The organism is Verrucosispora sp. WMMD703 (assembly GCF_049178935.1).
Taxonomy (GTDB): domain Bacteria; phylum Actinomycetota; class Actinomycetes; order Mycobacteriales; family Micromonosporaceae; genus Micromonospora; species Micromonospora sediminimaris.
This window is the reverse complement of record NZ_JBMHMM010000004.1, coordinates 4,236,163-4,257,802: the sequence shown is the minus strand read 5'-3', so window position 1 is coordinate 4,257,802 and position 21,640 is coordinate 4,236,163. Positions and strand designations below refer to the sequence as shown.

At 71.1% G+C, this 21,640-nt stretch carries 16 protein-coding genes; 10 read left to right on the top strand and 6 right to left on the bottom strand.

All coding sequences use genetic code 11. The features are described from left to right. Window positions 1–26: 26 nt before the first annotated feature. Window positions 27–1,580, bottom strand: coding sequence for a class I adenylate-forming enzyme family protein (locus ACN26Z_RS20005; RefSeq protein WP_421462783.1), 1,554 nt, complete (start codon window positions 1,578–1,580; stop codon window positions 27–29). Continuing rightward, complete coding sequence (locus ACN26Z_RS20000) at window positions 1,577–3,148, bottom strand: NAD(P)-binding domain-containing protein (protein WP_421462781.1); 1,572 nt, start codon at window positions 3,146–3,148, stop codon at window positions 1,577–1,579. Before ACN26Z_RS20000 ends, ACN26Z_RS20005 begins: the two co-directional genes overlap by 4 nt. A gap of 74 nt (window positions 3,149–3,222) precedes the next feature. Between ACN26Z_RS20000 and ACN26Z_RS19995 the strand changes: the two genes are divergently transcribed. The 6 genes from ACN26Z_RS19995 (at window position 3,223) to ACN26Z_RS19970 (ending at window position 10,951) form a co-directional block, all read left to right on the top strand. Beyond that, window positions 3,223–4,755: an aromatic amino acid ammonia-lyase gene (locus ACN26Z_RS19995; RefSeq protein WP_421462779.1), complete on the top strand. Its 1,533-nt coding sequence runs from the start codon at window positions 3,223–3,225 to the stop codon at window positions 4,753–4,755. Window positions 4,756–4,789: 34 nt separating this feature from the next. Further along, window positions 4,790–6,370, top strand: coding sequence for an FAD-dependent oxidoreductase (locus ACN26Z_RS19990; RefSeq protein ID WP_282237971.1), 1,581 nt, complete (start codon window positions 4,790–4,792; stop codon window positions 6,368–6,370). A gap of 4 nt (window positions 6,371–6,374) precedes the next feature. Next, window positions 6,375–7,496 (top strand): alpha-hydroxy acid oxidase, encoded by a 1,122-nt coding sequence (locus tag ACN26Z_RS19985; RefSeq protein ID WP_232511391.1) that lies wholly within the window; start codon window positions 6,375–6,377, stop codon window positions 7,494–7,496. Beyond that, window positions 7,493–8,860, top strand: a complete 1,368-nt coding sequence (locus tag ACN26Z_RS19980; RefSeq protein ID WP_421462776.1) for a cytochrome P450 — start codon at window positions 7,493–7,495, stop codon at window positions 8,858–8,860. The genes ACN26Z_RS19985 and ACN26Z_RS19980 overlap by 4 nt, the downstream gene beginning before the upstream one ends. A 175-nt stretch (window positions 8,861–9,035) precedes the next feature. Beyond that, complete coding sequence (locus tag ACN26Z_RS19975; protein WP_282237973.1) at window positions 9,036–9,647, top strand: response regulator transcription factor; 612 nt, start codon at window positions 9,036–9,038, stop codon at window positions 9,645–9,647. A gap of 47 nt (window positions 9,648–9,694) precedes the next feature. Then, complete coding sequence (locus ACN26Z_RS19970; RefSeq protein WP_282237974.1) at window positions 9,695–10,951, top strand: sensor histidine kinase; 1,257 nt, start codon at window positions 9,695–9,697, stop codon at window positions 10,949–10,951. 44 nt (window positions 10,952–10,995) lie between these two features. Here the strand turns inward: ACN26Z_RS19970 and ACN26Z_RS19965 are convergent, their stop codons facing one another. Next, window positions 10,996–11,481 carry a MarR family winged helix-turn-helix transcriptional regulator gene (locus tag ACN26Z_RS19965; RefSeq protein ID WP_282237975.1) on the bottom strand — a complete coding sequence of 162 codons (486 nt, stop codon included), beginning with the start codon at window positions 11,479–11,481 and terminating at the stop codon, window positions 10,996–10,998. Between the two features lie 51 nt (window positions 11,482–11,532). Further along, entirely contained in the window at window positions 11,533–12,207 is a 675-nt protein-coding gene (locus tag ACN26Z_RS19960; protein ID WP_421462774.1) for a GntR family transcriptional regulator, read from the bottom strand. Between the two features lie 152 nt (window positions 12,208–12,359). On the opposite strand from ACN26Z_RS19960, the gene ACN26Z_RS19955 reads away from it, so the two are divergent. From ACN26Z_RS19955 to ACN26Z_RS19945, 3 genes are read left to right on the top strand one after another with little or no spacing between them, the layout of a single operon-like run. Further along, window positions 12,360–13,721: an MBL fold metallo-hydrolase gene (locus ACN26Z_RS19955; protein ID WP_421462772.1), complete on the top strand. Its 1,362-nt coding sequence runs from the start codon at window positions 12,360–12,362 to the stop codon at window positions 13,719–13,721. After that, a complete protein-coding gene (locus tag ACN26Z_RS19950) occupies window positions 13,718–15,025 on the top strand; it encodes an MFS transporter (RefSeq protein ID WP_282237978.1) in 1,308 nt (435 codons plus the stop codon). Before ACN26Z_RS19955 ends, ACN26Z_RS19950 begins: the two co-directional genes overlap by 4 nt. Then, window positions 15,018–15,683: an ArsR/SmtB family transcription factor gene (locus ACN26Z_RS19945; protein ID WP_093408846.1), complete on the top strand. Its 666-nt coding sequence runs from the start codon at window positions 15,018–15,020 to the stop codon at window positions 15,681–15,683. Before ACN26Z_RS19950 ends, ACN26Z_RS19945 begins: the two co-directional genes overlap by 8 nt. Before the next feature lie 54 nt (window positions 15,684–15,737). Here ACN26Z_RS19945 and pflA read toward each other — a convergent pair whose 3' ends face one another. Together pflA and pflB are read right to left on the bottom strand one after the other, a co-directional pair. Beyond that, complete coding sequence (pflA, locus tag ACN26Z_RS19940) at window positions 15,738–16,517, bottom strand: pyruvate formate-lyase-activating protein (protein WP_421462769.1); 780 nt, start codon at window positions 16,515–16,517, stop codon at window positions 15,738–15,740. After that, entirely contained in the window at window positions 16,517–18,796 is a 2,280-nt protein-coding gene (gene pflB / locus ACN26Z_RS19935) for a formate C-acetyltransferase (RefSeq protein ID WP_421462767.1), read from the bottom strand. Before pflB ends, pflA begins: the two co-directional genes overlap by 1 nt. 170 nt (window positions 18,797–18,966) lie before the next feature. On the opposite strand from pflB, the gene adhE reads away from it, so the two are divergent. Then, window positions 18,967–21,627 (top strand): bifunctional acetaldehyde-CoA/alcohol dehydrogenase, encoded by a 2,661-nt coding sequence (gene adhE, locus ACN26Z_RS19930; protein WP_421462766.1) that lies wholly within the window; start codon window positions 18,967–18,969, stop codon window positions 21,625–21,627. Window positions 21,628–21,640 lie beyond the last annotated feature (13 nt).

Genomic DNA, 21,640 nt, shown 5'->3' with positions numbered 1-21,640 from the left:
CGTCACTGGTCGTGGCCGCTGGATGATCACGATGACGTGCGCTCGTCGGGCAGGCTGGCCAGGCGTCGCTTGTCGGGCTTGCCGGCGGCCGTGACCGGCGCCTCGGCGATGAAAGTGATCTTCCGGGGGGTGCTGGGCTCGCCGAGCTGCTTGCGGACCAGCTCGCGCAGCACGTCCGGATCCGGCTGCCGGCCCTGGGTGGCGGGGACCACGAAGGCGTGCACCGCCTCGCCGGTCTCCTCGTCGGGTGCGGCCACCACGTACGCCTCGGCGACGTCGTCGCAGCTGGCCAGGACACGTTCGATCGGGCCGGCGTACTGGAGGTCGGCGTTGACGATGATGACGTCCCGGGCCCGTCCCAGCAGGTACAGGTAGCCGTCGCCGTCCAGCCGGCCGAGGTCCCGGGTGCGTACCCAACCGTCGGTGAAGACCTCGGCGGTCTCTGCCGGTTCGTTCCAGTAACCACTGGCCTGGGACGGGGTGCGGACGAAGACCTCCCCTTCGACCCCGGCCGTGACCGGCCGGCCGTCGGTGTCGCGGACCTGCACCTCGACCGCGGTTGGTGGACGACCCACCGAGGCGAGCAGGGCCGGTGCGGCGAGCATCTCCGTCGGGGTCAGCATGGAGATCATGCCGGTCTCGGTCTGGCCATAGCCGTGGTAGACGACCGGCCCGAGGACGGAGAGCGCCTCGGCGAGCCGGGCCGGATGCAGGGGCGCGCCGGAGACCAGCAGGGCGCGTAGCGTGCCGAGGTCGGCCGGCGCGGCGCGCTGGGCGGCGACCAGCTTCGCCAGCCTGGGAACGGTGATCACGCTGGCGGTCGCCCGGTGCCGGACCAGCGCGTCGGGGAAGAACGGTGCACCGGCACGAGGTGGCTCGGCGACCACCATGGTGCCGCCGGCGGCCAGGGTGAGGACGCCGTACTCCAGCATCACCTGACTGTTCAGCGAGCCGAAGACCAGGTAGCGGTCGAGGTGGCCGGCAAGGTCGCGGACCGCCGGCGGCCACCGGTCCGGGTGCGCCGCCCAGGCGGCGTCGAGGGACCCGTACGTCTGGAGGCAGCCCTTGGGGTTGCCGGTGCTGCCGCTGGTGTAGACGACCCGGGCGACGTCGTCCGGATGCCCGGCGGGGACCGGTGGTGTGACGTCGGCCCGGGTGGCGGTCAGGTCGGGTGTCCCGTCGACCGGGCCGATGCCGAGCAGGGCAAGGTCGGCGCTGGCCGACCGCAGCTGCGGTGTCGCGGTCGAGCGGTCGACGAGCACCGCCGCGATCCGGTGGCCGAGCAGGTGCCGGAGGTGATCGGCGGGTAGTCCGGGGCGTACCCCGGCGACCCGGGCGCCGACCACCTGGGCCGCGACGATGGCGGCGAACGCCTCCGGAGACACGCCGAGCGCCACCGCCACCCCAGCGCCCGGGCCGATTCCGGCCGCCTGGAGACCTGCGGCGATCCGGGCGATCAGCTCGGACATCTCCTCGGCGCCGACGGTGCGCGGACCGTGTTCGAAGACCGGCCGGGCCCGCCCGCTGTCCAGCAGGTCGAGGATCGCCTGCGGAAAGCCCGTTTCGGCTCCCGCCGTCACCCGGCTGCTCCTGCGGCCGGGGCGACGCCGGCCAGGGACTCCTTGACGAAGACCGCCAGCGGCTGCTGGTGCACGGTGGGCAGGTTCCACTCGTTCTCCAGGTTTTCCGCCAGGTGGTGCACGGCCACCACCTGCCCGTCCCGGTGGTGCCGCACGACCGGGTGCAGGTACGTGGCCCGGTGCGCGCCATGCGCGTCGTTCTCCGCCACCCGGGGCACCGAGATGTCGAACGGGTCGACGGCATCGTGGTCCGGCCCGTACTCAAGGGTGACGGCGAGCGCCCAGCCGCCGCCCAGCCCGCCGTCGGCGAGGTACGCCATCGGCACCTCCTCGTGGTAGTAGGCGGTGTCGTCGCGTACCGTGACCACGTCGCCGAGCACCCCGAACTGCTGCCAGAGCGCCGACGAACGGTTGACCCGGGCGATGATCGCGTCGGTGATCGCCTCGGGGGTCGCCTCCATTCGGGCGGTCGGCCACTGCGTGTCGTGGTAGCGGGAGGCGAGGATGCGGTGCAGCGCCCGTACCCCGTACCGGAAGCCGTGGATGAAGCCGCTTGTCGATCGTTTGAAGTCGCGTTGCTGGGTGAGAGTGCCGGCGAAGTAGAGGTCGGGGACCGTGGTCGACTCGTACGCCGAGGTCTGCTCCGGGAAGCGGTCGTCGATCACCAGCCGGGGCCGGCAGCTCTCGTCGAAGATGCTCGCGTCGAATCGGAATCCGGTGCAGGCGATCACCCGGTCGTAGCGGATCTCCCGGATCGCCTCGGCGGAGCGGGCGTACCGGAAGCGGACGAGGTAACCGCCCTCGGGCTGGCGGCGGATGCTCTCCACCGTGCCGTCCAGCACGGCGTTCTGCGACTTCAACTGGTAGGTGTCGAGGAAGTTGTTGTTCACCGCCCGCAGGTGCCCGACATAGTGTGACTGCCAGGCGAACCGGACCGAGCGGGGCCCGGCCAGGTGCACCACGGCGGCGGTCTCCATCAGCGCGTCGGCGGTCTCGAAGCCGGAGTTTCCCTTGCCGATGATCATGACGCGTTGGTTGACGAAGTCGGCCGGGTCGACACTGACCGTGTCGTACCGTTCGGCGTTCTCGATCCCGTCGATGGCCGGCACGTACAGCTGCGAGACACCGGTTGCGACGACCAGCCGACGTCCCCGCCAGGTGTGGCCGTCGGCGTCGAGGGCGTGGAAGCCGCCGCTGTCGCGGCCGATGCGGACCACCCGGGTCTGGTAGCGGACCCGCACCCCGGTCGCCCTGGCGAAGTCGGCGAGGTAGCGCAGCAGGTCGTCGGCGGCCGGGAAGTACCGCTGGCTGTACCGGCTGAACAGCAGGTCCGGATCGTCACTGAGCAGCGAGTTCCAGTCCATCCGCAGGTTGAACTCCGGATCGTCGGAGCCGGTGTGGACCTTGTTGATGGAGATCAGCTTGCGGTGTCGCGGATAGCTGCGGAAGAAGGAGCCGGGCTCGGCACCGGCTTCCAGGACGACGTAGTCGTGACCGTCGCGTTCGAGCGACGCGCCGAGTTGCAGTCCCGCCGGCCCCGCACCGATGATCAGGTAGTCGTGCGTCATGTGCCCGGACGGTAGCGACGGGTCATCAGAGATAACTCAGACCGCTCTGAGAATCCCCGGCTACGGTCGGCCCGATGACGACCCACACCGCGCCCGACGCGGTCAGCCCGATCGACCTGGCCCGCCCGCTGCGGGTGGCCGACCTGCGCCGGGCCGCCACCGAGGTCACCGTCGACATCGCCGCCGAGGTACGCGACCGGGTACGGCGCTCCCGCGACCACCTGCGCGCGGTCCTCGGCGACAACCGTCAGGTCTACGGTGCGACCACCGGGTTCGGCGCGCTCGTCGGGTTCGCCGGCCGGGACGACGACGCGGACCAGTGCGACAACACCCTCGCCCACCTCGGCGCCGGCCAGGGCCCGGACATCGACCCGGAGGTGGTCCGGGCGGCGATGCTGGTCCGGGTGTGGTCGCTGGGCCAGGGAACCTCCGGCGTCTCGCTGCGGGTCGTCGAGGGGCTCGCCGCGATGTTCGGTACGACGTTCGTGCCGGCGATGCCCCGCCTCGGGTCGGTCGGGGCCAGCGGTGACCTCATCCCGCTCGCCTATGCCACCCAGTCGCTGCGGGGCCGGGGCTGGGCCTATCTGGACGGTGACCGGAGGCCCGCCGCCGAGGCGCTCGCCACGGCCGGGCTGACACCGCTCCTCCTCGACGGACGCGACGCGCTCGCGCTGGTGAACGGCACCTCGCTTACCACCGCCGCCACCGCACTCGCGCTGGACGACATCCGCCGCGCGCACCGGGCCGCCCAACTGCTGAGCTGCCTCCTCGTCGACGTGCTCGGCTGCGACCCCGGCCAGTTCCTGCATCCCCGGCTGCTGGCCGCGTACGGGCATCCCGGCGCGGTCGACGTCGGCGCCCGGATGCGGGAGTGCCTTGCCGGCGCGGTGCCGTCGGGTGGGCGCCCGCTCCAGGAGGCGTACAGCATCCGCTGCACTCCGCAGCTGCTCGGCGCCGCCGAGGACGCGTTGCGGTACGTCGACGGCGTGGTGGAGTCGGATCTGCGCAGCGTCAGCGACAACCCGCTGTTCTTCCCGGACGACGATCTGGTGCTGCACGGCGGCAACTTCTTCGGCCAGCCGGCGGCCTTCGCCGCCGACGTGCTGGCGACCGTGGCGGCCCAGCTCGGCAACCTCGTGGAGCGCCAGCTCGACCTCCTGGTCGACCCGGTCCGCAACGGCGGGCTGCCGCCGATGCTCGCGGCCGGGCCGGGACGGCAGCACGGGCTACAGGGCGCCCAGCTCGCCTCGACCGCGATGGTCGCGGAGATCCGCCGGCAGGCCACCCCGGCCGGGATGCAGAGCCTGCCGACGAATCTGCACAATCAGGACGTCGTGCCGTTCGGTACCCAGGCCGCGCTGCGCGCCGTGGACCAGGCACGGTTGCTGCGGCTGATCTGCGGAACGCTTGCGGTCGGGCTGCGTCAGGCGGTCCACGTCGGTGCGCGTACCCCGACCGCACCGGCCTGCGTCGCCGTGCTGGAGCGGCTCGCGGAGATCGTGCCGGCGATCGACCCGGACCGGCCGCTCGACGCTGATGTCCGCCGTGCCGCCGACCTGCTCGACCTGCTGACCGAGCCACCACAATTACCGGCCTCGGCTGGCTGATTTTTCTCTGAGTTCGCCTTCGTACCGTCGCCTGGTGACCGCAGAGATGCTCGACTATCTGATCATCGGGGCGGGGCCGGCCGGACTTCAGCTGGGGGCGCTCCTCGAACGGGACGGCCGGCGGGACTACCTGGTACTGGAGTCAGCCGACATCCCCGGTGCCTTCTTCACCCGGTTTCCCCGACACCGTCAACTCATCTCGATCAACAAGCCGCACACCGGATCCGACGATCCGGAGCTGAACCTGCGGCTGGACTGGAACTCGCTGCTCAGCGACGACCCGGCGTTGCGGTTCACCCGCTACACCGAGCGCTACTTCCCGGACGCCGAGGTGATGGTCCGCTACCTGGCGGACTTCGCGGCGGCCACCGGGGTCCAGGTCCGCTACCGCAGCCGGGTGGTCCGGGTCGCCCGGTCCGCCGACGGTGGCTTCGCGGTCACCGACCAGGAGGGTACGACCCACCGGGCGCGTCGGGTCGTCGTGGCGACCGGTGTCTCGAAGCCGTACGTCGCGCCGATTCCCGGCATCGAACTCGTGGAGCGGTACGACGAGATGCCGGTCGATCCACGCGACTTCCTCGACCAGCGGGTGCTGATCATCGGCAAGGGCAACTCCGCTTTCGAGACCGCGGACAGCCTGATGGAGACCACCACCCTGGTCCACGTGGCCGGGCCGAGTCCGGTCCGGATGGCGTGGCGGACCCACTACGTCGGGCACCTGCGGGCGGTGAACAACAACTTCCTGGACACCTACCAGCTCAAGTCGGCAAACGCGATCCTGGACGGGCACGTGCGCGCCATCGAGCGGGACGGTGACGGCTACCGGGTGACCTTCGGCTTCTCCCGAGCCAACGAGGTCACCAAGGAGCTGCGCTACGACCGGGTGCTGGCCTGCACCGGTTTCCGCTTCGACGCGTCGATCTTCGCCGACGACTGCCGACCGACGCTGGTGATCAACGACCGCTTCCCGGCCCAGACCCCCGCCTTCGAGTCGGTCAACGTTCCGGGTCTGTTCTTCGCCGGCACGCTGACTCAGCAGCGCGACTTCAAGAAGTCGACGAACGGCTTCATCCACGGTTTCCGGTACGGCGTCCGGGCACTGCACCGCATCCTGGAACAGCGGTACCACGACAATCCGTGGCCGGCGGAGAAGCTCGACGCGACCGCCGAGGCGGCGGCCGACGCGATCATCGAGCGGGTCAACCGTTCCTCCGGCCTCTGGCAGCAGTTCGCGGTGCTCGCCGACGTGCTCACCGTGGCCGAATCGGGCGCCCGCTACCACGAGGAACTGCCCGTCGACTACATCGGGCAGGCCGGGCTGGCCACCGCCGATCATCAGGTGGAGCACGCCTTCGTCGTCACCCTTGAGTACGGTCCCGACCACGACCAGGTCGACCCTTTCGACATCTCGGTGAGCCGGATCGCCCAGGACGTGCCCGGCCAGGCCCACGACGCGGCGTATCTGCATCCGGTGGTGCGCCATCACCGCGGGGGTCAGCTGACGGCGGTGCACCACCTGGCGGAGAACCTGGAGAACCAGTGGGACAAGCCGCAGGTGCACCGGGCGCCGCTGGTCGCCTTCCTGCGCCGCTGCCTGACGAGCACTGTGGGCTGACGCGATGCCATCGGTGCCTGCGCAGGTGACCCCGTCGCGCACCGCAATGGCCGACCCGGGGCCCCTGCACCGTCTCGACGATCTGGAAGCCGAGGCGCGGCTGCGGCTCGATCCGGTGCATCGGGACTTCTTCGCCGGCGGTGCCGGGGACGAGCGGACGCTACGGGCCAACGAGACTGCCTTCGACGCGTACCGGATCCTGCCCCGGGTGCTGCGGGGCGGCGGTGAGCGCGACCTGCGGACCGAACTGCTCGGCGAGACCCTGCCCATGCCGGTGCTGGTCTCTCCGACCGCCTTTCACCGGCTGGCGCACCCGGAGGGGGAAGTGGCGACGGCCCGGGCGGTGGGGGCGGTCGGCACCGTACTGGTGGTGAGCATGGCCTCCACCACGCCGATCGAGGCGGTGGCCGAGGCGATCGAGCCGTCGGACCGGTCGGCGCGGCTGTGGTTCCAGCTCTATCCACAGCCGGATCTCGGCTTCACCGCCTCGGTGGTCAGCCGGGCGGAGGCGGCCGGCTGCCGCGCCCTGGTGGTCACTGTCGACTCGCCGGTCTTCGGCCGCCGCGACCGCGACCTGCGCAACGGTTTCCTCGACCTGCCGCCCGGCTACTGTTGCGAGAACATGCGCGACCCGGAGACCGGCCGGGTCCGGGACATCGTCATGGACGCCACCCTCGACTGGGCCCGAATCGAGTGGCTGCGCGCGACGACGCGGCTGCCGATCGTGCTGAAGGGGATCCTGCACCCGGCCGACGCCCGCCTCGCGGTCGCGCACGGCGTGGACGCCGTGCTGGTCTCCAACCACGGCGGGCGGCAGCTCGACGGGGTGCCGGCGAGCATCGACGCCCTGCCGGCGGTCGTGGCGGCGGTCGGGGGTCGCATTCCCGTCCTGCTCGACGGCGGGATCCGCCGGGGGACCGACATCCTCACCGCGCTGGCGCTCGGGGCGGTCGCGGTCGGGGTCGGTCGACCGGTGCTCTGGGCGCTGGCGGCCCGGGGCGAGCGCGGCGTCAGTCAGCTGCTCGACCTGCTCCGCGCCGAGCTGGCCCGGGCCATGACGCTCGCCGGTGCGGTCCGTCCCGCCGATCTCACCCGCGAAATGATCCTCGACCGGGTGCCGGGATGACCCACCCGCTGGTGCTGCTGTGCTGCCTGGCCGGCCTGCTGGCGGTGGGTTGGCTGCTGCCGCGCCGGCTGCCGCCGGCGGTGATCCGGCTCCGCGAGTGGATCTTCAGGCGGGTGAACGGCGCCGAGGGGATTCCGGTGCCCGGCCCCCGGATCGGTCCCGAGCACTTCACCCGGATCTACTCCCATCCGGCGGCCAGCGGGCGTAGCCGGGGCGCCGGCATCTCCGACCTCTTCTGGTACTGGCTGGCGCCCGGGCCGCAGATGCACCAGGAACACCTGGAGCCGGGCGAGCGCTACCGCACGGTGGCCCGGACGACCAGGCGGGTGGTCGCGGTGTCGCATCGACGTTCGACCGAGCTGGCCGGCGCGGCGACCCGACGGATCCTCGACGAGCTGCCGGCCGGCCGGACCCGCCACGTCCGGCTGCGGGACCTGATGATGCCGATCTGGGCGGAGGTCTACTACGAACTCGTCTTCGGCGCCGCGTGCCCGCCGGACGTCCGGGCGCTGATCGTGGCCAACGCCGACGACGTGGTCACCGCGCTCAAGTGCTGCGGGCTTCGGCACCTGGACCGGCGCGATCGGCTCACCCGCTATCTGCGAGCCCGGGTCGAGGCCGGTACGGCGCCGGTGACGCTGCCGGATCCCTTCACCGCCGAGGAGACCGCGTGGTATCTCCAGGGCACCTTCTTCAACACCGCCGTGGTGCAGATGTCGGAGGCGATGGCGCACCTCCTGCTCGCCGTGGCGCAACACCCGACGGTGCAGCGGGAACTGGTCGCCACCCTCGACGACCCCGATGGCGACGCCGCCCTGGATCGGGTGATCGACGAGACGCTGCGGGTGCATCCGCTGTTCGGGGTGGCGCACCGGATCACGTCCGGCCCGATCGAGGTCGACGCCGGGCTGACCATCCCGACCGGCTCGGTGCTGCTCTTCAACTACCTGGCCTACCAGCGCAGCGGACCGGCGGCCGACGACACCTTCGCGCCGGAACGTTGGCTCACCCAGGACCGGGGCGACGTGCACTTCGTCCCGTTCGGTGTCACCGCCAACCGGGCCTGCCCGGCCCGCGGCGTCGCGCCGGTGATGATGCGCGCGGTGACCCGGGAGGTGCTGCGCCGGTACGCCCTGGTCTCCACCGTGCGGCACACCCGGTCGCTGCCGAACCGCGGACCCTGCTTCCTCGTCCCGACCGACGCTCGACCGCCGGCCCCGGCCCGACTGTCGGTGATGCGGTGGGGCGACCGCTGGTCCGACGTGGGGCGCAGCCTCGTCCAACTGGCGCTCGGCACCTGGATGGTGCTCGACGCCCGACGTCAGCGCCTCTGCGCGAGCTACTTCGAGCAGGTCCGGCGATGACCACGGATGGTCGATCGGGCTGGCGGCGATCGCCGATCGAAACAACATAGAGACATTGGTCACAATCGATGTCGAGGGATCGGTGTGGGATTCTCGACGTGTGCTACAGGTAAGCGGGGTATCACCAGACGTACACCGGCTGCTCCTGGTCGAGGACGACGCGGAACTCGCGGACATGCTCACCGAGGTACTTGCCGACGAGGGATACCAGGTCGACGTGGCTCGGGACGGACATCGGGGGTTGCACCTCGGGCTCACCCGACCCTACGACGTGATGGTGATCGATCGGCTGCTGCCGGCGCTCGACGGGCTCAACCTGCTGACCCGGCTGCGCTCGCGCGCGATCGGTGCCCGTGCGTTGCTGCTCACCGCGCTCGGCACGGTCGACGACCGGGTGGCCGGCCTGAACGCGGGCGCCGACGACTACCTGATCAAGCCGTTCGACCTGGACGAACTGAGTGCCAGGCTCCGGGCGCTCTGCAGACGTACCTCGGACGGCGCCGAGGCGCTGCCGATCGGCACCGGTCGGCTCGACCTCGGCCTGCGAGACGTGGTGCTGGCGGACGGCACCCGGGTGGCGCTCTCCGCCCGGGAGTTCGAACTGCTCCGCGTGCTCGCCGTACGCCCCCGGGCGGTGCACACCCGCGCCGAGCTGCGCCGCCGGGTCTTCGACGAGGCGGCGGCGACCTCCATCGTCGACACCTATGTGTACTACCTGCGACGCAAGCTCGGCCGGACGGCGGTCCGCACCGTGCACGGCCTCGGCTACCGGATCGGTGAGCTGTGACGCCGTGGCGGAGGCTGCGCCGGCCGGCGCCGGCCGGCCTCTCCTGGATGGCGGCCGAGCGCATCGTGGTGGCCCGGGCCCGTCGCCGGGTCGGCGTGCTGGTCGGGCTCGCGGTGACCGTCCTGGTCACGGCGGTCGGCGTGCTCGCCTACGGCATGCTGGTCCGTGACCAGGAGCGCCAGATCAAACGCGAACTCGCCTACACCGCCAGCCGTAGCGACCCGTCCGGTCCACCCGGCTGCACCTGGCTGTTCCTGCTCCGCGACGGCGAGATCACCGGCGGTACGGTGCCGGCGCCGCCCGGGTTCCCGCTGGCGACGGCGATGACCACCACGGCCAGCACCGGAGTCCCGGCGGAAACCACGATCACGCGCAACGGCACGGTCTACTTCGTCCTGACCGAGACCCGTGGCGAGGACGTCGTGCAGGCGATCTTCGACGCCCGGTACCAACTCGCCGACCGGCGTCACCTGCTCGTCGCGCTCGCCGTCGCGGAACTGCTCGGGCTGATCGTCGCCGTCGCCAGCGGTTGCGTGGTGGGCCGGCTCGCCGTCGCGCCGCTGGCCGACTCCCTCGCCCGGCAGCGCCGATTCATCGCCGACGTCAGCCACGAACTGCGTACGCCCATCGCGCAGGTGCACACCCGGGCACAACTGCTGGCGCGGCGGGCCGGCGCCGCCGGCATCCCCGTCGAGTACCAGTCGGAGCTGAATCGCCTGACCGGCACCACCAGACGACTCGGCGAGGTCGTCAACGACCTGCTGCTCTCCGCCCGGCTGGCCGCCGCCCCGGGTGACCGGCCGGCCGCCGACCCGGTGGACCTGGCCACTCTCGCCGAGGCCGCCGTGCTCGCTGAGAACGACCGGGCCGGCGAACAGGGTGTGGCGCTCACCCTCAGCCGTCCGGACGTGCCGGTCCCGGTCGCCGGGGTGGAGTCGGCGCTGCGGCGGGTGATCAGCGAACTGCTGACCAACGCCCTCACCCACACCCCGGCCGGCGGACGGATCGACGTGACGGTGCGCCTGCCCGCCCCCGACGTGGCGGAGTTGATCGTCGCCGACACCGGCAACGGCTTCGACCCGGCCGACCGCATCTTCGACCGGTTCTACAGCGGCGCGGGCCCGGAGAAGCGCCACACCGGGCTCGGCCTGGCACTGCTTCGGGAGGTGGTCACCGGGCACGGAGGCAGCATCGACGCCCGCAGCCATCCCGGTCGGGGCGCCCGGTTCGCCGTCCGGCTGCCGGTCGGGACGAGCCCGCGACCGGCCGCGTCGACGCTCGCGTCGGTCTCCGGCGACGCCTGACCGGGGAGGGCGTACGGGACGTGCGGAGAGCTGACCTGCCGGTGTCAACGGGGGCGCGCAGCGGCCTCCGGGGTCTCGGCGATCTGCCGCGTCACGTGGCAGGCGACCTCGCGCAGGACGTCGATCTGACTCGCGGTGAGGCCGTCGATGACGTAGTGACGGACGGCGGCGACGTGTCCGGGGGCTGCGGCGACCACAAGATCCCACCCGTCTTCGGTGAGCGTGGCCACGGTGTAGCGGGGGCTCTCCGGGTCGGGTGCGCGGCGCAGCAGTCCCCGCTGTTCGAGCCGCTTCACGACGTTCGACAGTCGGGACAGCGAGCAGCTGATCTGGCTGGCCAGATCACTGAGCCGCAGGGTGCGTGCGGGGGCCATGGACAGGCCGCTGAGCACGAAGTAGTCGAACAGCGTGAGGTGGTTGTCGCGCAGGAGTTGGGCGTCGAGGGCGCTCGGCAGGTTGAACATGAGTTTGGCCAGGGCAAGCCAGGCGTCGCGCTCGTGGTCGGTCAACCACCGAGGTTCCTCAGCCATGCCGCAAGCGTACGTCCCGGCCTGACCTGCCCGAGTGGGGGACGTCCCAGCTCAGCCGGTTGACTCGGGGGCGTCGGTGTCGAGCAGGGGAGCGAGGGTCTCCCAGTTGGCGCGGGTGGCCTCCGCCGCACCTGCGACATCTCCGGCCTCGCACCGCGCGATGATCAGCTCGTGCTGAGCGACCGACTCTCGGCCGCTGAGTGAGGAGAAACGCAGTCGCTCCAGGCGACGCAGCACCGGGGTGAACTGTTCGAGCACGTCGCGTAGGGCCTGGTTGGCGCTGGCCTGGACGGCAACTGCGTGGAAGGCGTCGTCGGCGGCGATGGCCGCGTCCACGTCGTTACGCCGCAGCGCCTCGGCGAACCGGGCGTTGGCTGCGCGCATGACGTCGATCTCGTCGGCGGAGAGGTTGGGCAGCGCCTCGCGGACGGCCAGTTCGTGCATGGCGGCCGTGACCGACTGGGCGTTTCGGGCGGCGCGGACGTCCAGCGGGCTGACCATCGTGTATCGGCCGGGTCTGGTCTGCACCAGACCTGCCTGCTCCAGGCGGGCCAGGGCCTCCCGGACCGGGGTGCGGCTCACGCCGAGCCACTCGACCAGGTCGTTGTCGTTGAGGCGTTCGCCGGGGGCCAGCGTGCCGCCGACGATGGCGTCGCGGATCGCCCGGTAGGCCTCGTCGCGGAGAAGTGACCTGGGAGCGAGTCCCGGCCCCCGTGGAACAGGCATGCAATATGTTGCACACCGGATGTGCCAGCTGTCAACCAGGCTCGCCTCGCGATGGATTGAGGACGTCGGCTCTTGCCCTTCTCCAATATTCGTTGGAATACTGTATTTAAGGTGTGGTCTGTCGACGTGGACGGCCAGGCGAGGAGGATGTGATGGCTGAGGTGAATGTGGTTCCGCTGGTCGACGAGGGTCTGGGGAACACGGCGTATCTGCTGGATCTTGGTGATGGTCGGGCGCTGGCGGTGGACGCGAGCCGTGACCTGCGGACGCTGCGGGCGGTCGCCGAGCGTCGTGGCCTGCGGATCGCTTACGCCGCTGACACGCATCTGCACGCGGATTTCCTGTCCGGTGCCCGTGACCTGGCGGCCAGCGACGGTGCGCGGGTGCTGGCCTCGGCGGCGGGCCAGCGCGAGTTCGGACACGTCGCGCTGGCCGACGGGGACGAGGTGGACCTGGGTGGGTTGACCCTTCGGGTCCTGGCGACCCCGGGGCACACGCACGAGCACATCGCCTTCGAGGTGCTGGACGGCCCGCGGACCGTCGGGGTGTTCACCGGGGGATCGCTGCTGGTCGGAGCTGCCGCGCGTACCGACCTGGTGGCGCCGGAGCGCACCGAGGAACTGGCCCGGGCCCAGTACCGGTCGCTGCGCCGTCTCGCGACGCTTGGCGACGCGGTGGCGGTGTGGCCGACACATGGCGCGGGGTCGTTCTGCTCGGCACCGCCCAGCGCGGAACGGACCTCGACCATCGGGGCTCAGAGGGCGACGAACGCGCTGTTGCGCGCCGAGTCCGAGGACGCGTTCGTGACGGCGCTGCTGGGTTCGCTGGGCACGTTCCCGCCGTACTTCCTGCGACTGCCGGAGCTGAACCGTCTCGGGCCGGCGCTGGTCGGGAGCGCAGCCGTCCTGCCCGACCTGAGGGTCGAGGACGTTCGGCGCCTGCGCGAGGCCGACGCCGAGGTTGTCGACGTCCGGCCGGTTGCCGACTTCGCCGCCGGACACATCCCCGGCTCGCTGTCCATTCCGCTGCGCGGGGTGTTCGCCACGTGGCTGGGATGGCTCGTCGACCCCGACCGCCCCTTGGTCGTGGTTCGCAACGCCGACCAGGACCGGGACGAGGTGATCTGGCAGGCATTGAAGATCGGCTACGACCGGCTCGCTGGTGAGTTCACCGGGGGCATGGCCACCTGGACCGCGGCCGGTGGGCAGCTCAGGTCGATTCCGCTGGTCGACGGCGCGGCGCTGGCCGATGCCTCCATCCTGGACGTTCGGCAGATCAGCGAGTACACCACCGGTCATGTCCCGGGCGCCCGGCACATCGAACTCGGCGGCCTTGCCGCTCGTGCCGGGGCAGCGCCAGTCGGCCGCACCGTGTTGATGTGCGGCCACGGAGAACGGGCTATGACGGCCGCCAGCCTGCTCGCCCGGGCCGACCGCACCGATCTCGCCGTGCTCGCCGGCGGCCCGTCGGACTGGTCCACCGCGACTGGCGCGAAGCTGGAGGTGGGAGCATGAGTCTGCGCGCGACTCAACGCCCGATCGCCCTGGGCCTGCGGCAGAACGCAGCCCAGTTTTCCCTGCTCGTCGCGGTCAATGCCCTTGTCGGCGGGATGCTCGGCCAGGAGCGGACGGTGCTGCCGCTGCTGGCGGAGTCCGGGTTCGGTCAGCAGGCGTACACCGCCGCACTGACCTATATCCTGGCGTTCGGCCTGGCCAAGGCCGCGACGAACTACTTCGCCGGCACCTGGTCGGACCGCTACGGCCGCAAGCCGGTGCTGGTCGCGGGCTGGCTGATCGCCGTCCCGGTACCGCTGCTGCTGATCTGGGCACCGACCTGGGGGTGGGTCGTCGCCGCCAACGTGCTGCTCGGCGTCAGCCAGGGGCTCACCTGGTCCACCACAGTGATCATGAAGATCGACCTGGTCGGGCCGGCCCGGCGTGGGTTCGCGATGGGGTTCAACGAGGCCGCCGGCTACCTGGCCGTCGCCGCGACCGCGCTCGCTACCGGGTACCTAGCCGAGGCGTACGGGCTGCGCCCGGCACCGTTCCTGCTCGGGATCGCGTACGCGGCGCTCGGGCTGGGTCTGTCGACGCTCCTGGTGCGGGAAACCCGCGGGCACGCCCGCCTGGAGGCAGCGAACCACGTAGCCCGTGCCGACGGCCGCCACGATCACCTGCATCCGGAGCTGAGCAACCGGCAGGTGTTCACCCAGACCAGCTTCCGCGAGCCCGCGCTGTCGTCGGCCAGCCAGGCCGGTCTGGTGAACAACCTCAACGACGGTCTCGCGTGGGGGCTGTTTCCCGTGCTGTTCGCCGCCGCAGGTCTGTCCGTCGGACGCATCGGCATCCTGGCGGCGCTCTACCCGGCGGTCTGGGGCCTCGGGCAACTGTTCACCGGCGCGCTGTCGGACCGGTGGGGGCGCAAGTGGTTGATCGCTGCCGGCATGTGGGCCCAGGCCCTCGGCCTGGCGCTGATCGCCCTCGCCGACGCCTTCACCTGGTGGGCGGTCGCGGCGGTCCTGCTCGGCGCCGGCACCGCGATGGTCTACCCGACGCTGCTGGCGTCCATCGGTGACGTCGCCCACCCGGCGTGGCGGGCCCGCTCCGTCGGCGTCTACCGGCTCTGGCGCGACGGCGGCTTCGCGGTAGGCGCCCTGCTCGCCGGTGTCGTCGCCGACGCCTTCGGAATCCGGGCGGCGATTTGGACCGTCGCCGCCCTCACCGCCGCGTCCGGGCTGGTCGTCGCCGCCAGAATGTACGAGACCCACCGACGCCGGATCCCGGCCTCGTCAGCACCCCAGGGAGGCACCAATGGGTGACCGAGCCGCCAAGGACGCGCTGTTCGCCGAGTTCGCCGCCGTCGGCAAAGCCCTCGGCAGCCCGAAGCGCCTGGAACTGCTCGACCTGCTCGCCCAGGGCCCGCGCAGCGTCGAGGACCTCGCCAACGCCGCCGACCTCGGGCTGTCCACCTGCTCGGCGCACCTGCAACGTCTCCTCGCAGCCGGGCTCGTCGCCACCCGCCGCGACGGCACCCGGATCTGGTACTCCCTGGCCGGCGACGACGTCGCCGCCCTGTTCGCGAACCTCCGCAGCGTGGCGCAGCGGCACCGACCGCACACCGAGCAGGCCCGCCGCGCCTACCTTGGTCCCGACGACACCGAACAAATCGATCTGGCCGAGCTGCTCCGCCGGGCCGAAGCCGGCGACGTCGTCGTCCTCGACGTGCGACCGGCACCGGAGTACGCCGCCGGGCATCTGCCCGGCGCGGTATCCATACCACTTGACGAACTCGAGGACAGGCTCGCCGAACTGCCCGAAGACCGGGAGGTCATCGCCTACTGTCGCGGTGCCTACTGCGCCCTCGCTCACGACGCGGTCCGGCTCCTCAGCGCCCACGGCCGGCAGGCACGGTGCGCCACCGACGGCATCCTGGAATGGCGAGTGGCCGGCCTGCCCGTCCAGTTCAGGGCCGCCTGAGCGCGAACTCGACGACCAGGACGTCATCGGATCCTCCCCTTCTCGAAGGAGTGGTCACAGGGCCAGCAAACCCCGGTCGGTGAACTGGGCGCGGACCCGGTCGAGCAGTTCGGGCGTGGGTGGCTCGGTGTCGGCACAGGCAAACGGCAGCCCCAACTCGCGGTACTTGTGCGCGCCGAGCCGGTGGAACGGCAACACCTCCACCCGCTGCACGGTGGGCAGCGTGGCGACGAAGTCGGCGACGCCGGCCACGTTGGCCGGGTCGTCGGTGAGGCCGGGCACCAGGACGAAGCGGATCCAGATCGGGGTGCCCCGCTCGGCGAGGCGGCGGGCGAAGCGCAGCGTCGGCGCGACCGTACCGGTCCGGGTGACCCGGCGGTAGGTCGCCGGATCCCAGCTCTTGATGTCCAGCAGCACCAGGTCGGTCGCGTCGAGCAACTCCGGGGTGGCGCGGTCGCCCAGGAAACCGCTGGTGTCCAGGGCGGTGTGCAGACCCAGCTCCCTGCACCGGCGCAGCACGGCCGCGGTGAACCGCGCCTGTTGCAGTGGCTCGCCGCCGCTGAGCGTGACGCCGCCACCGGCGACCTTGATGAAACGTTCGTATCGCCGGATCTCGGTGACCAGGTCGTCGACGGTCATGGCCCGTCCGCTGCGCTGGTACCAGGTGTCGGGGCTGTGGCAGAAGCGGCAGCGCAACGGGCAGCCGGCGAGGAACGCGACGAAGTGGGTACCGGGCCCGTCCACTCCGGTCGAGATGTCGAAGGAGTGGACGGACCCGACCACCGCACCCGCGGGCACGAGGTGCGGGCGCGACGGCCAGACCTGCGGCGTCATCACAGCCGGCCGTGGAAGGTGCGGGAGATGACGTCGCGCTGCTGCTCGCGGGTCAACCGGACGAAGTTCACCGCGTACCCGGAGACCCGGATGGTGAGCTGCGGGTACCGCTCCGGGTGCGCCATGGCGTCTTCGAGGGTGGCCCGGTCGAGGACGTTGACGTTGAGGTGGAAGCCGCCCGCGTCGGCGTAACCGTCGAGCACTCCCACGAGATTGTCGACCTGCTCGTCGCGGGTGCGGCCGAGCCCGTCCGGGGTGACAGTGGTGGTGAGCGAGATGCCGTCGCGGGCGCTGGCGTACGGCAGCTTCGCCACTGACAGCGCCGCCGCGACGAGGCCGTGCGTGTCCCGGCCGTTCATCGGGTTCGCGCCGGGCGCGAACGGCTCGCCGGCCCGACGACCGTCCGGGGTGTTGCCGGTGTGTTTGCCGTAGACCACGTTCGAGGTGATGGTGAGCACCGACAGGCTCGGCTCGGCCCCCCGGTACGTCGGCTGCGCCCGTACCTTGTCCATGAAGCGCTGCACCAGGTCGACGGCGATGGCGTCGGCCCGGTCGTCGTTGTTGCCGAAGGCCGGGTAGTCGCCGTCGACGGTGTAGTCGGTGACCAGGCCGGTGTCGTCGCGCAGCACCTTGACCTGGGCGTGCCGGATCGCCGACAGGCTGTCCACGGCGACGGAGAGCCCGGCGATGCCGGTGGCGAGGAAGCGGTGCACCGGGTGGTCGTGCAGCGCCATCTCCAGTCGCTCGTAGGCGTACTTGTCGTGCATGTAGTGGATGACGTTGAGCGCGCGTACGTAGGTGCGGGCGAGCCAGTCGAGGGTCCGGTCGAACGCGGCCAGGACGGTGTCGTAGTCCAGCACGTCGTCGGTGACGGGCGGTGTGGCAGGCGCGACCTGCTCGCCGCTGATCTCGTCCCGACCCCCGTTGATCGCGTAGAGCAGGGCCTTGGCGAGGTTGGCGCGGGCGCCGAAATACTGCATGTCCTTGCCGACGCGCATCGCCGACACGCAGCAGGCGATCGCGGTGTCGTCGGAGTACACCGGCCGGATCAGGTCGTCGCTTTCGTATTGGATGGCGCTGGTGTCCAGCGACACCTGGGCGCAGAAGCGTTTGAAACCGGTGGGCAGGTCGGCCGACCAGAGGACGGTCAGGTTCGGCTCGGGTGCCGGACCGAGGTTGTACAGCGTCTGCAGGTACCGGAAGCTGGTGCGGGTCACCAGCGGCCTACCGTCCGTGCCGACCCCACCGATGGCCTCGGTGACCCAGGTGGGGTCGCCGGAGAACAGCTCGTCGTACTCGGGGGTACGCAGGAAGCGGATGATCCGCAGCTTGATCACGAAGTCGTCGATCAACTCCTGGGCGGCGGACTCGGTGAGCCGGCCCTCGGCGAGGTCGCGGTCCAGGTACACGTCGATGAAGGTCGACGTGCGACCCAGCGACATGGCGGCGCCGTTCTGTTCCTTGGTGGCGGCCAGGTAGGCGAAGTAGAGCCACTGGACCGCCTCGCGGCCGGTGGCGGCGGGTGCGCTGATGTCGCAGCCGTAACCGGCGGCCATCTCCTTGAGTTCGCCGAGGGCGCGGATCTGCTCGGCCAGCTCCTCACGATCGCGGATGACGTCCTCGGAGCAGGGACGGTCGTCCAGGGACGCCTTGATCGCCTGGCGTTCGGCGACGAGGCGGTCGACGCCGTAGAGCGCGACCCGCCGGTAGTCGCCGATGATCCGGCCGCGACCGTAGGCGTCGGGCAGTCCGGTGACGATGTGCGAGCGCCGCGCCGCCAGCACGTCGGCGGGGTAGGCGTCGAAGACCCCGGCGTTGTGGGTCTTGCGGTACGTGGTGAAGACGCGGCGCACCTGCGGGTCCAGCTCGAAGCCGTACGCGGCGAGCCCGTTCTCCACCATCCGGAGCCCACCGTTGGGCATGATCGCCCGGCGCAGCGGCGCGTCGGTCTGCAGCCCGACGATCAGCTCGTGATCCCGGTCGATCCAGCCGGGCGCGTGCGAGGTGATCGTGGCGGGGGTGTGCGGGTCCACGTCGTAGATCCCGCGCTCCCGTTCGGCGATGAACAGGTCACGCAGTCGGTCCCACAGTTGTGTGGTGCGAGCGGTCGGGCCGGCGAGGAACCGGGCGTCCCCGTGGTACGGGGTGACGTTGTCGCGGACGAACGCGGCGACGTCGACGGTGTCGCGCCAGGCGTCGCCGTGGAAGCCGCGCCACGGGTCGGGCCGCGCCGTCGGGCGCTGCTCGGACCGGGCCGCCGGGCTGTGCTGCTGGGCCATGTCTCCTCCTGGAAGCTCTCTTCGAGCCTCTCGCGGGGGTGGCCGGGCGGTCAGGGGCGAAAGGCCCGGGCGGTCCGGGCCGCTGGACACCGGCGTGGGCCCCGGTGCGGCGGCGACGATCAGGGTGTGACCGGACGACGTGACCGGCATCGACGATCGGAGTGATCCGCATGACCGCCGCCACCGCGACGAGCCTCCTGCCAACCTCGGCCCCGCCGCCGCAGCGCGGGGCGGCCAGCACGCCCGGGACCGCCATCGACACCTTGGTCGGCAATGGACTCAAGGCGCTCGACGACTACGCCGCGTTCGACCAGGAGCGCGTCGACCGGATCGTGGCGAAGGCCTCTGTGGCGGCGCTGAGCCGGCACGCCGAGCTGGCTCGGATGGCGGTGACCGAGACCGGCCGGGGCGTTTTCGAGGACAAGGCGGTCAAGAACATCTTCGCGTGTGAGCACGTCACCAATCACATGGCGGCCCTGAGGACGGTCGGGGTCATCTCCCGTGACGAGATCAACGGCATCGTCGAGATCGCCGAGCCGGTCGGCGTGGTCTGCGCCGTCACTCCGGTCACCAATCCCACGTCGACGACCATCTTCAAGGCGCTGCTCGGGCTGAAGACCCGCAACCCGATGATCTTCGCCTTTCATCCGGCCGCCCAGCGGTGCAGTGTCGAGGCGGCCCGGGTGGTCCGGGACGCCGCCGTCGCGGCGGGCGCACCCGAGCACTGCATCCAGTGGATCGAGCAGCCTTCCGTGGAGGCCACCGGCGCGCTGATGAGGCACCCCGGGGTCGCCACGATCCTGGCCACCGGTGGCAACGGGATGGTGCGGGCGGCGTACTCGTCCGGAAAGCCGGCTCTTGGCGTGGGTGCCGGCAACGTGCCGGCGTACGTTCATCGCGGTGCGAAGCTGCGCCGGGCGGTACATGACATCGTGCTGTCGAAGTCGTTCGACAACGGCATGATCTGCGCCTCCGAGCAGGCGGTGATCATCGATGCCGAGGTGTATCCGGCGGCGATGGCCGAGTTCCAGCGACTGCACGCCTATCTGGCCGCTCCCGACGAGAAGCGCCGGATCGAGGAGCTGATCTTCGGGGCCGCCGCCGGTGGCACCGATTGCGCGGGTGCGCGGCTCAACCCGGAGGTCGTCGGTCGGAGCGCGGTGTGGATCGCCGAGCGCGCCGGCCTGACGGTGCCGGCCGACACGTCGGTGATCCTGGTGGAGGTGGACCGGGTCGGCCCGGCCGAACCACTCACCCGGGAGAAGCTCTGCCCCGTCCTGGCGGTGCTGCGCGCCGAGTCCACCGAGGACGGCATCCGGCACGCCGAGCAGATGGTCGAGCTTAACGGCCTCGGGCACAGCGCGGTCATCCACACCGAGGACGCGCACCTCGTCGAGGAGTACGGGCGGCGGGTCAAGGCGGTGCGCATCATCTGGAACGCTCCCGCGTCGCAGGGCGGCATCGGCGACATGTACAACGCGTTCCTGCCGTCGTTGACCCTGGGCTGCGGCAGCTACGGACGCAACTCGGTGTCGAACAATGTCACCGCGGTCGACCTGCTCAACGTCAAGCGGATCGGCCGTCGGACCAACAACCTGCAGTGGTTCAAGGTTCCACCGAAGATCTACTTCGAGCCGAACGCGATCCGCTACCTGGCCGACCTGCCCGACGTGCACCGGGTCACGGTGGTCACCGACCACACCATGACCCGGCTGGGGTACGTCGACCGGCTGATCACCGTCCTGCAGCGGCGGCCCGAGCGGGTGGCGTTGCAGATCATCGACGATGTCGAACCGGAGCCGAGCGTCGGCACGGTCGACCGGGGCGCGGAGCTGATGCGGTCCTTCCGACCCGACACGATCGTCGCGTTGGGCGGCGGCTCGGCGATGGACGCCGCCAAGGTGATGTGGCTGCGCTACGAGCACCCGGAGGTGGTCTTCGCCGACATGCGGGAGAAGTTCTTCGACATCCGCAAACGGGCCTTCAAGTTCCCGACGCTGGGGGAGCGGGCCCGCCTGGTCTGCATCCCCACCACCTCCGGCACGGGCGCCGAGGTGACGCCGTTCGCGGTCATCACCGACACCGCCACCGGCAAGAAGTTTCCCCTCGCCGACTACGCCCTGACGCCGAGCGTGGCCATCGTCGACCCGGTGCTCGCCGCCGACCTGCCGCCTACCATCACGGCGGACAGCGGCTTCGACGCGCTGACCCACGCCACTGAGTCGTACGTCTCGGTCTATGCCAACGACTTCACCGACGGTCTCGCGTTGCAGGCCATCAAGCTGATCTTCACCTACCTGGAGCGCGCGGTGCGCAACGGCGCGGCCGACGCCGAGGCCCGGGAGAAGATGCACAACGCGGGAACCATCGCCGGCATGGCCTTCGGCAGCGCCTTCCTGGGCATCGTGCACGCCATGTCGCACACCCTGGGTGCCACCTTCCACGTGGCGCACGGACGCACCAACGCGATCCTGATGCCGCACGTCATCCGCTACAACGGCACCACACCGACCAAGCTGACCGGATGGCCCAGGTACGAGGACTACCGGGCGCCGGAGCGGTTCCAGGACATCGCCCGGATGCTGGGCCTGCCGGCGGCCACCGCGCAGGAGGGGGTCGAGTCGTACGCCGCCGCGGTGGAGCGGCTGCGCGACGCCGTCGGCATCGAGCCGTCCTTCCAGGCCGTCGGCGTCGATGAGGAGGCTTTCCTCGCCGCGTTGCCGCAACAGGCACTCAACGCGTACGAGGACCAGTGCGCTCCGGCCAACCCGCGGATGCCCATGCTCGACGACATGCAGCACCTCATGCGAGCCGCGTACCACGGCACGTGACCACGGCACCGGT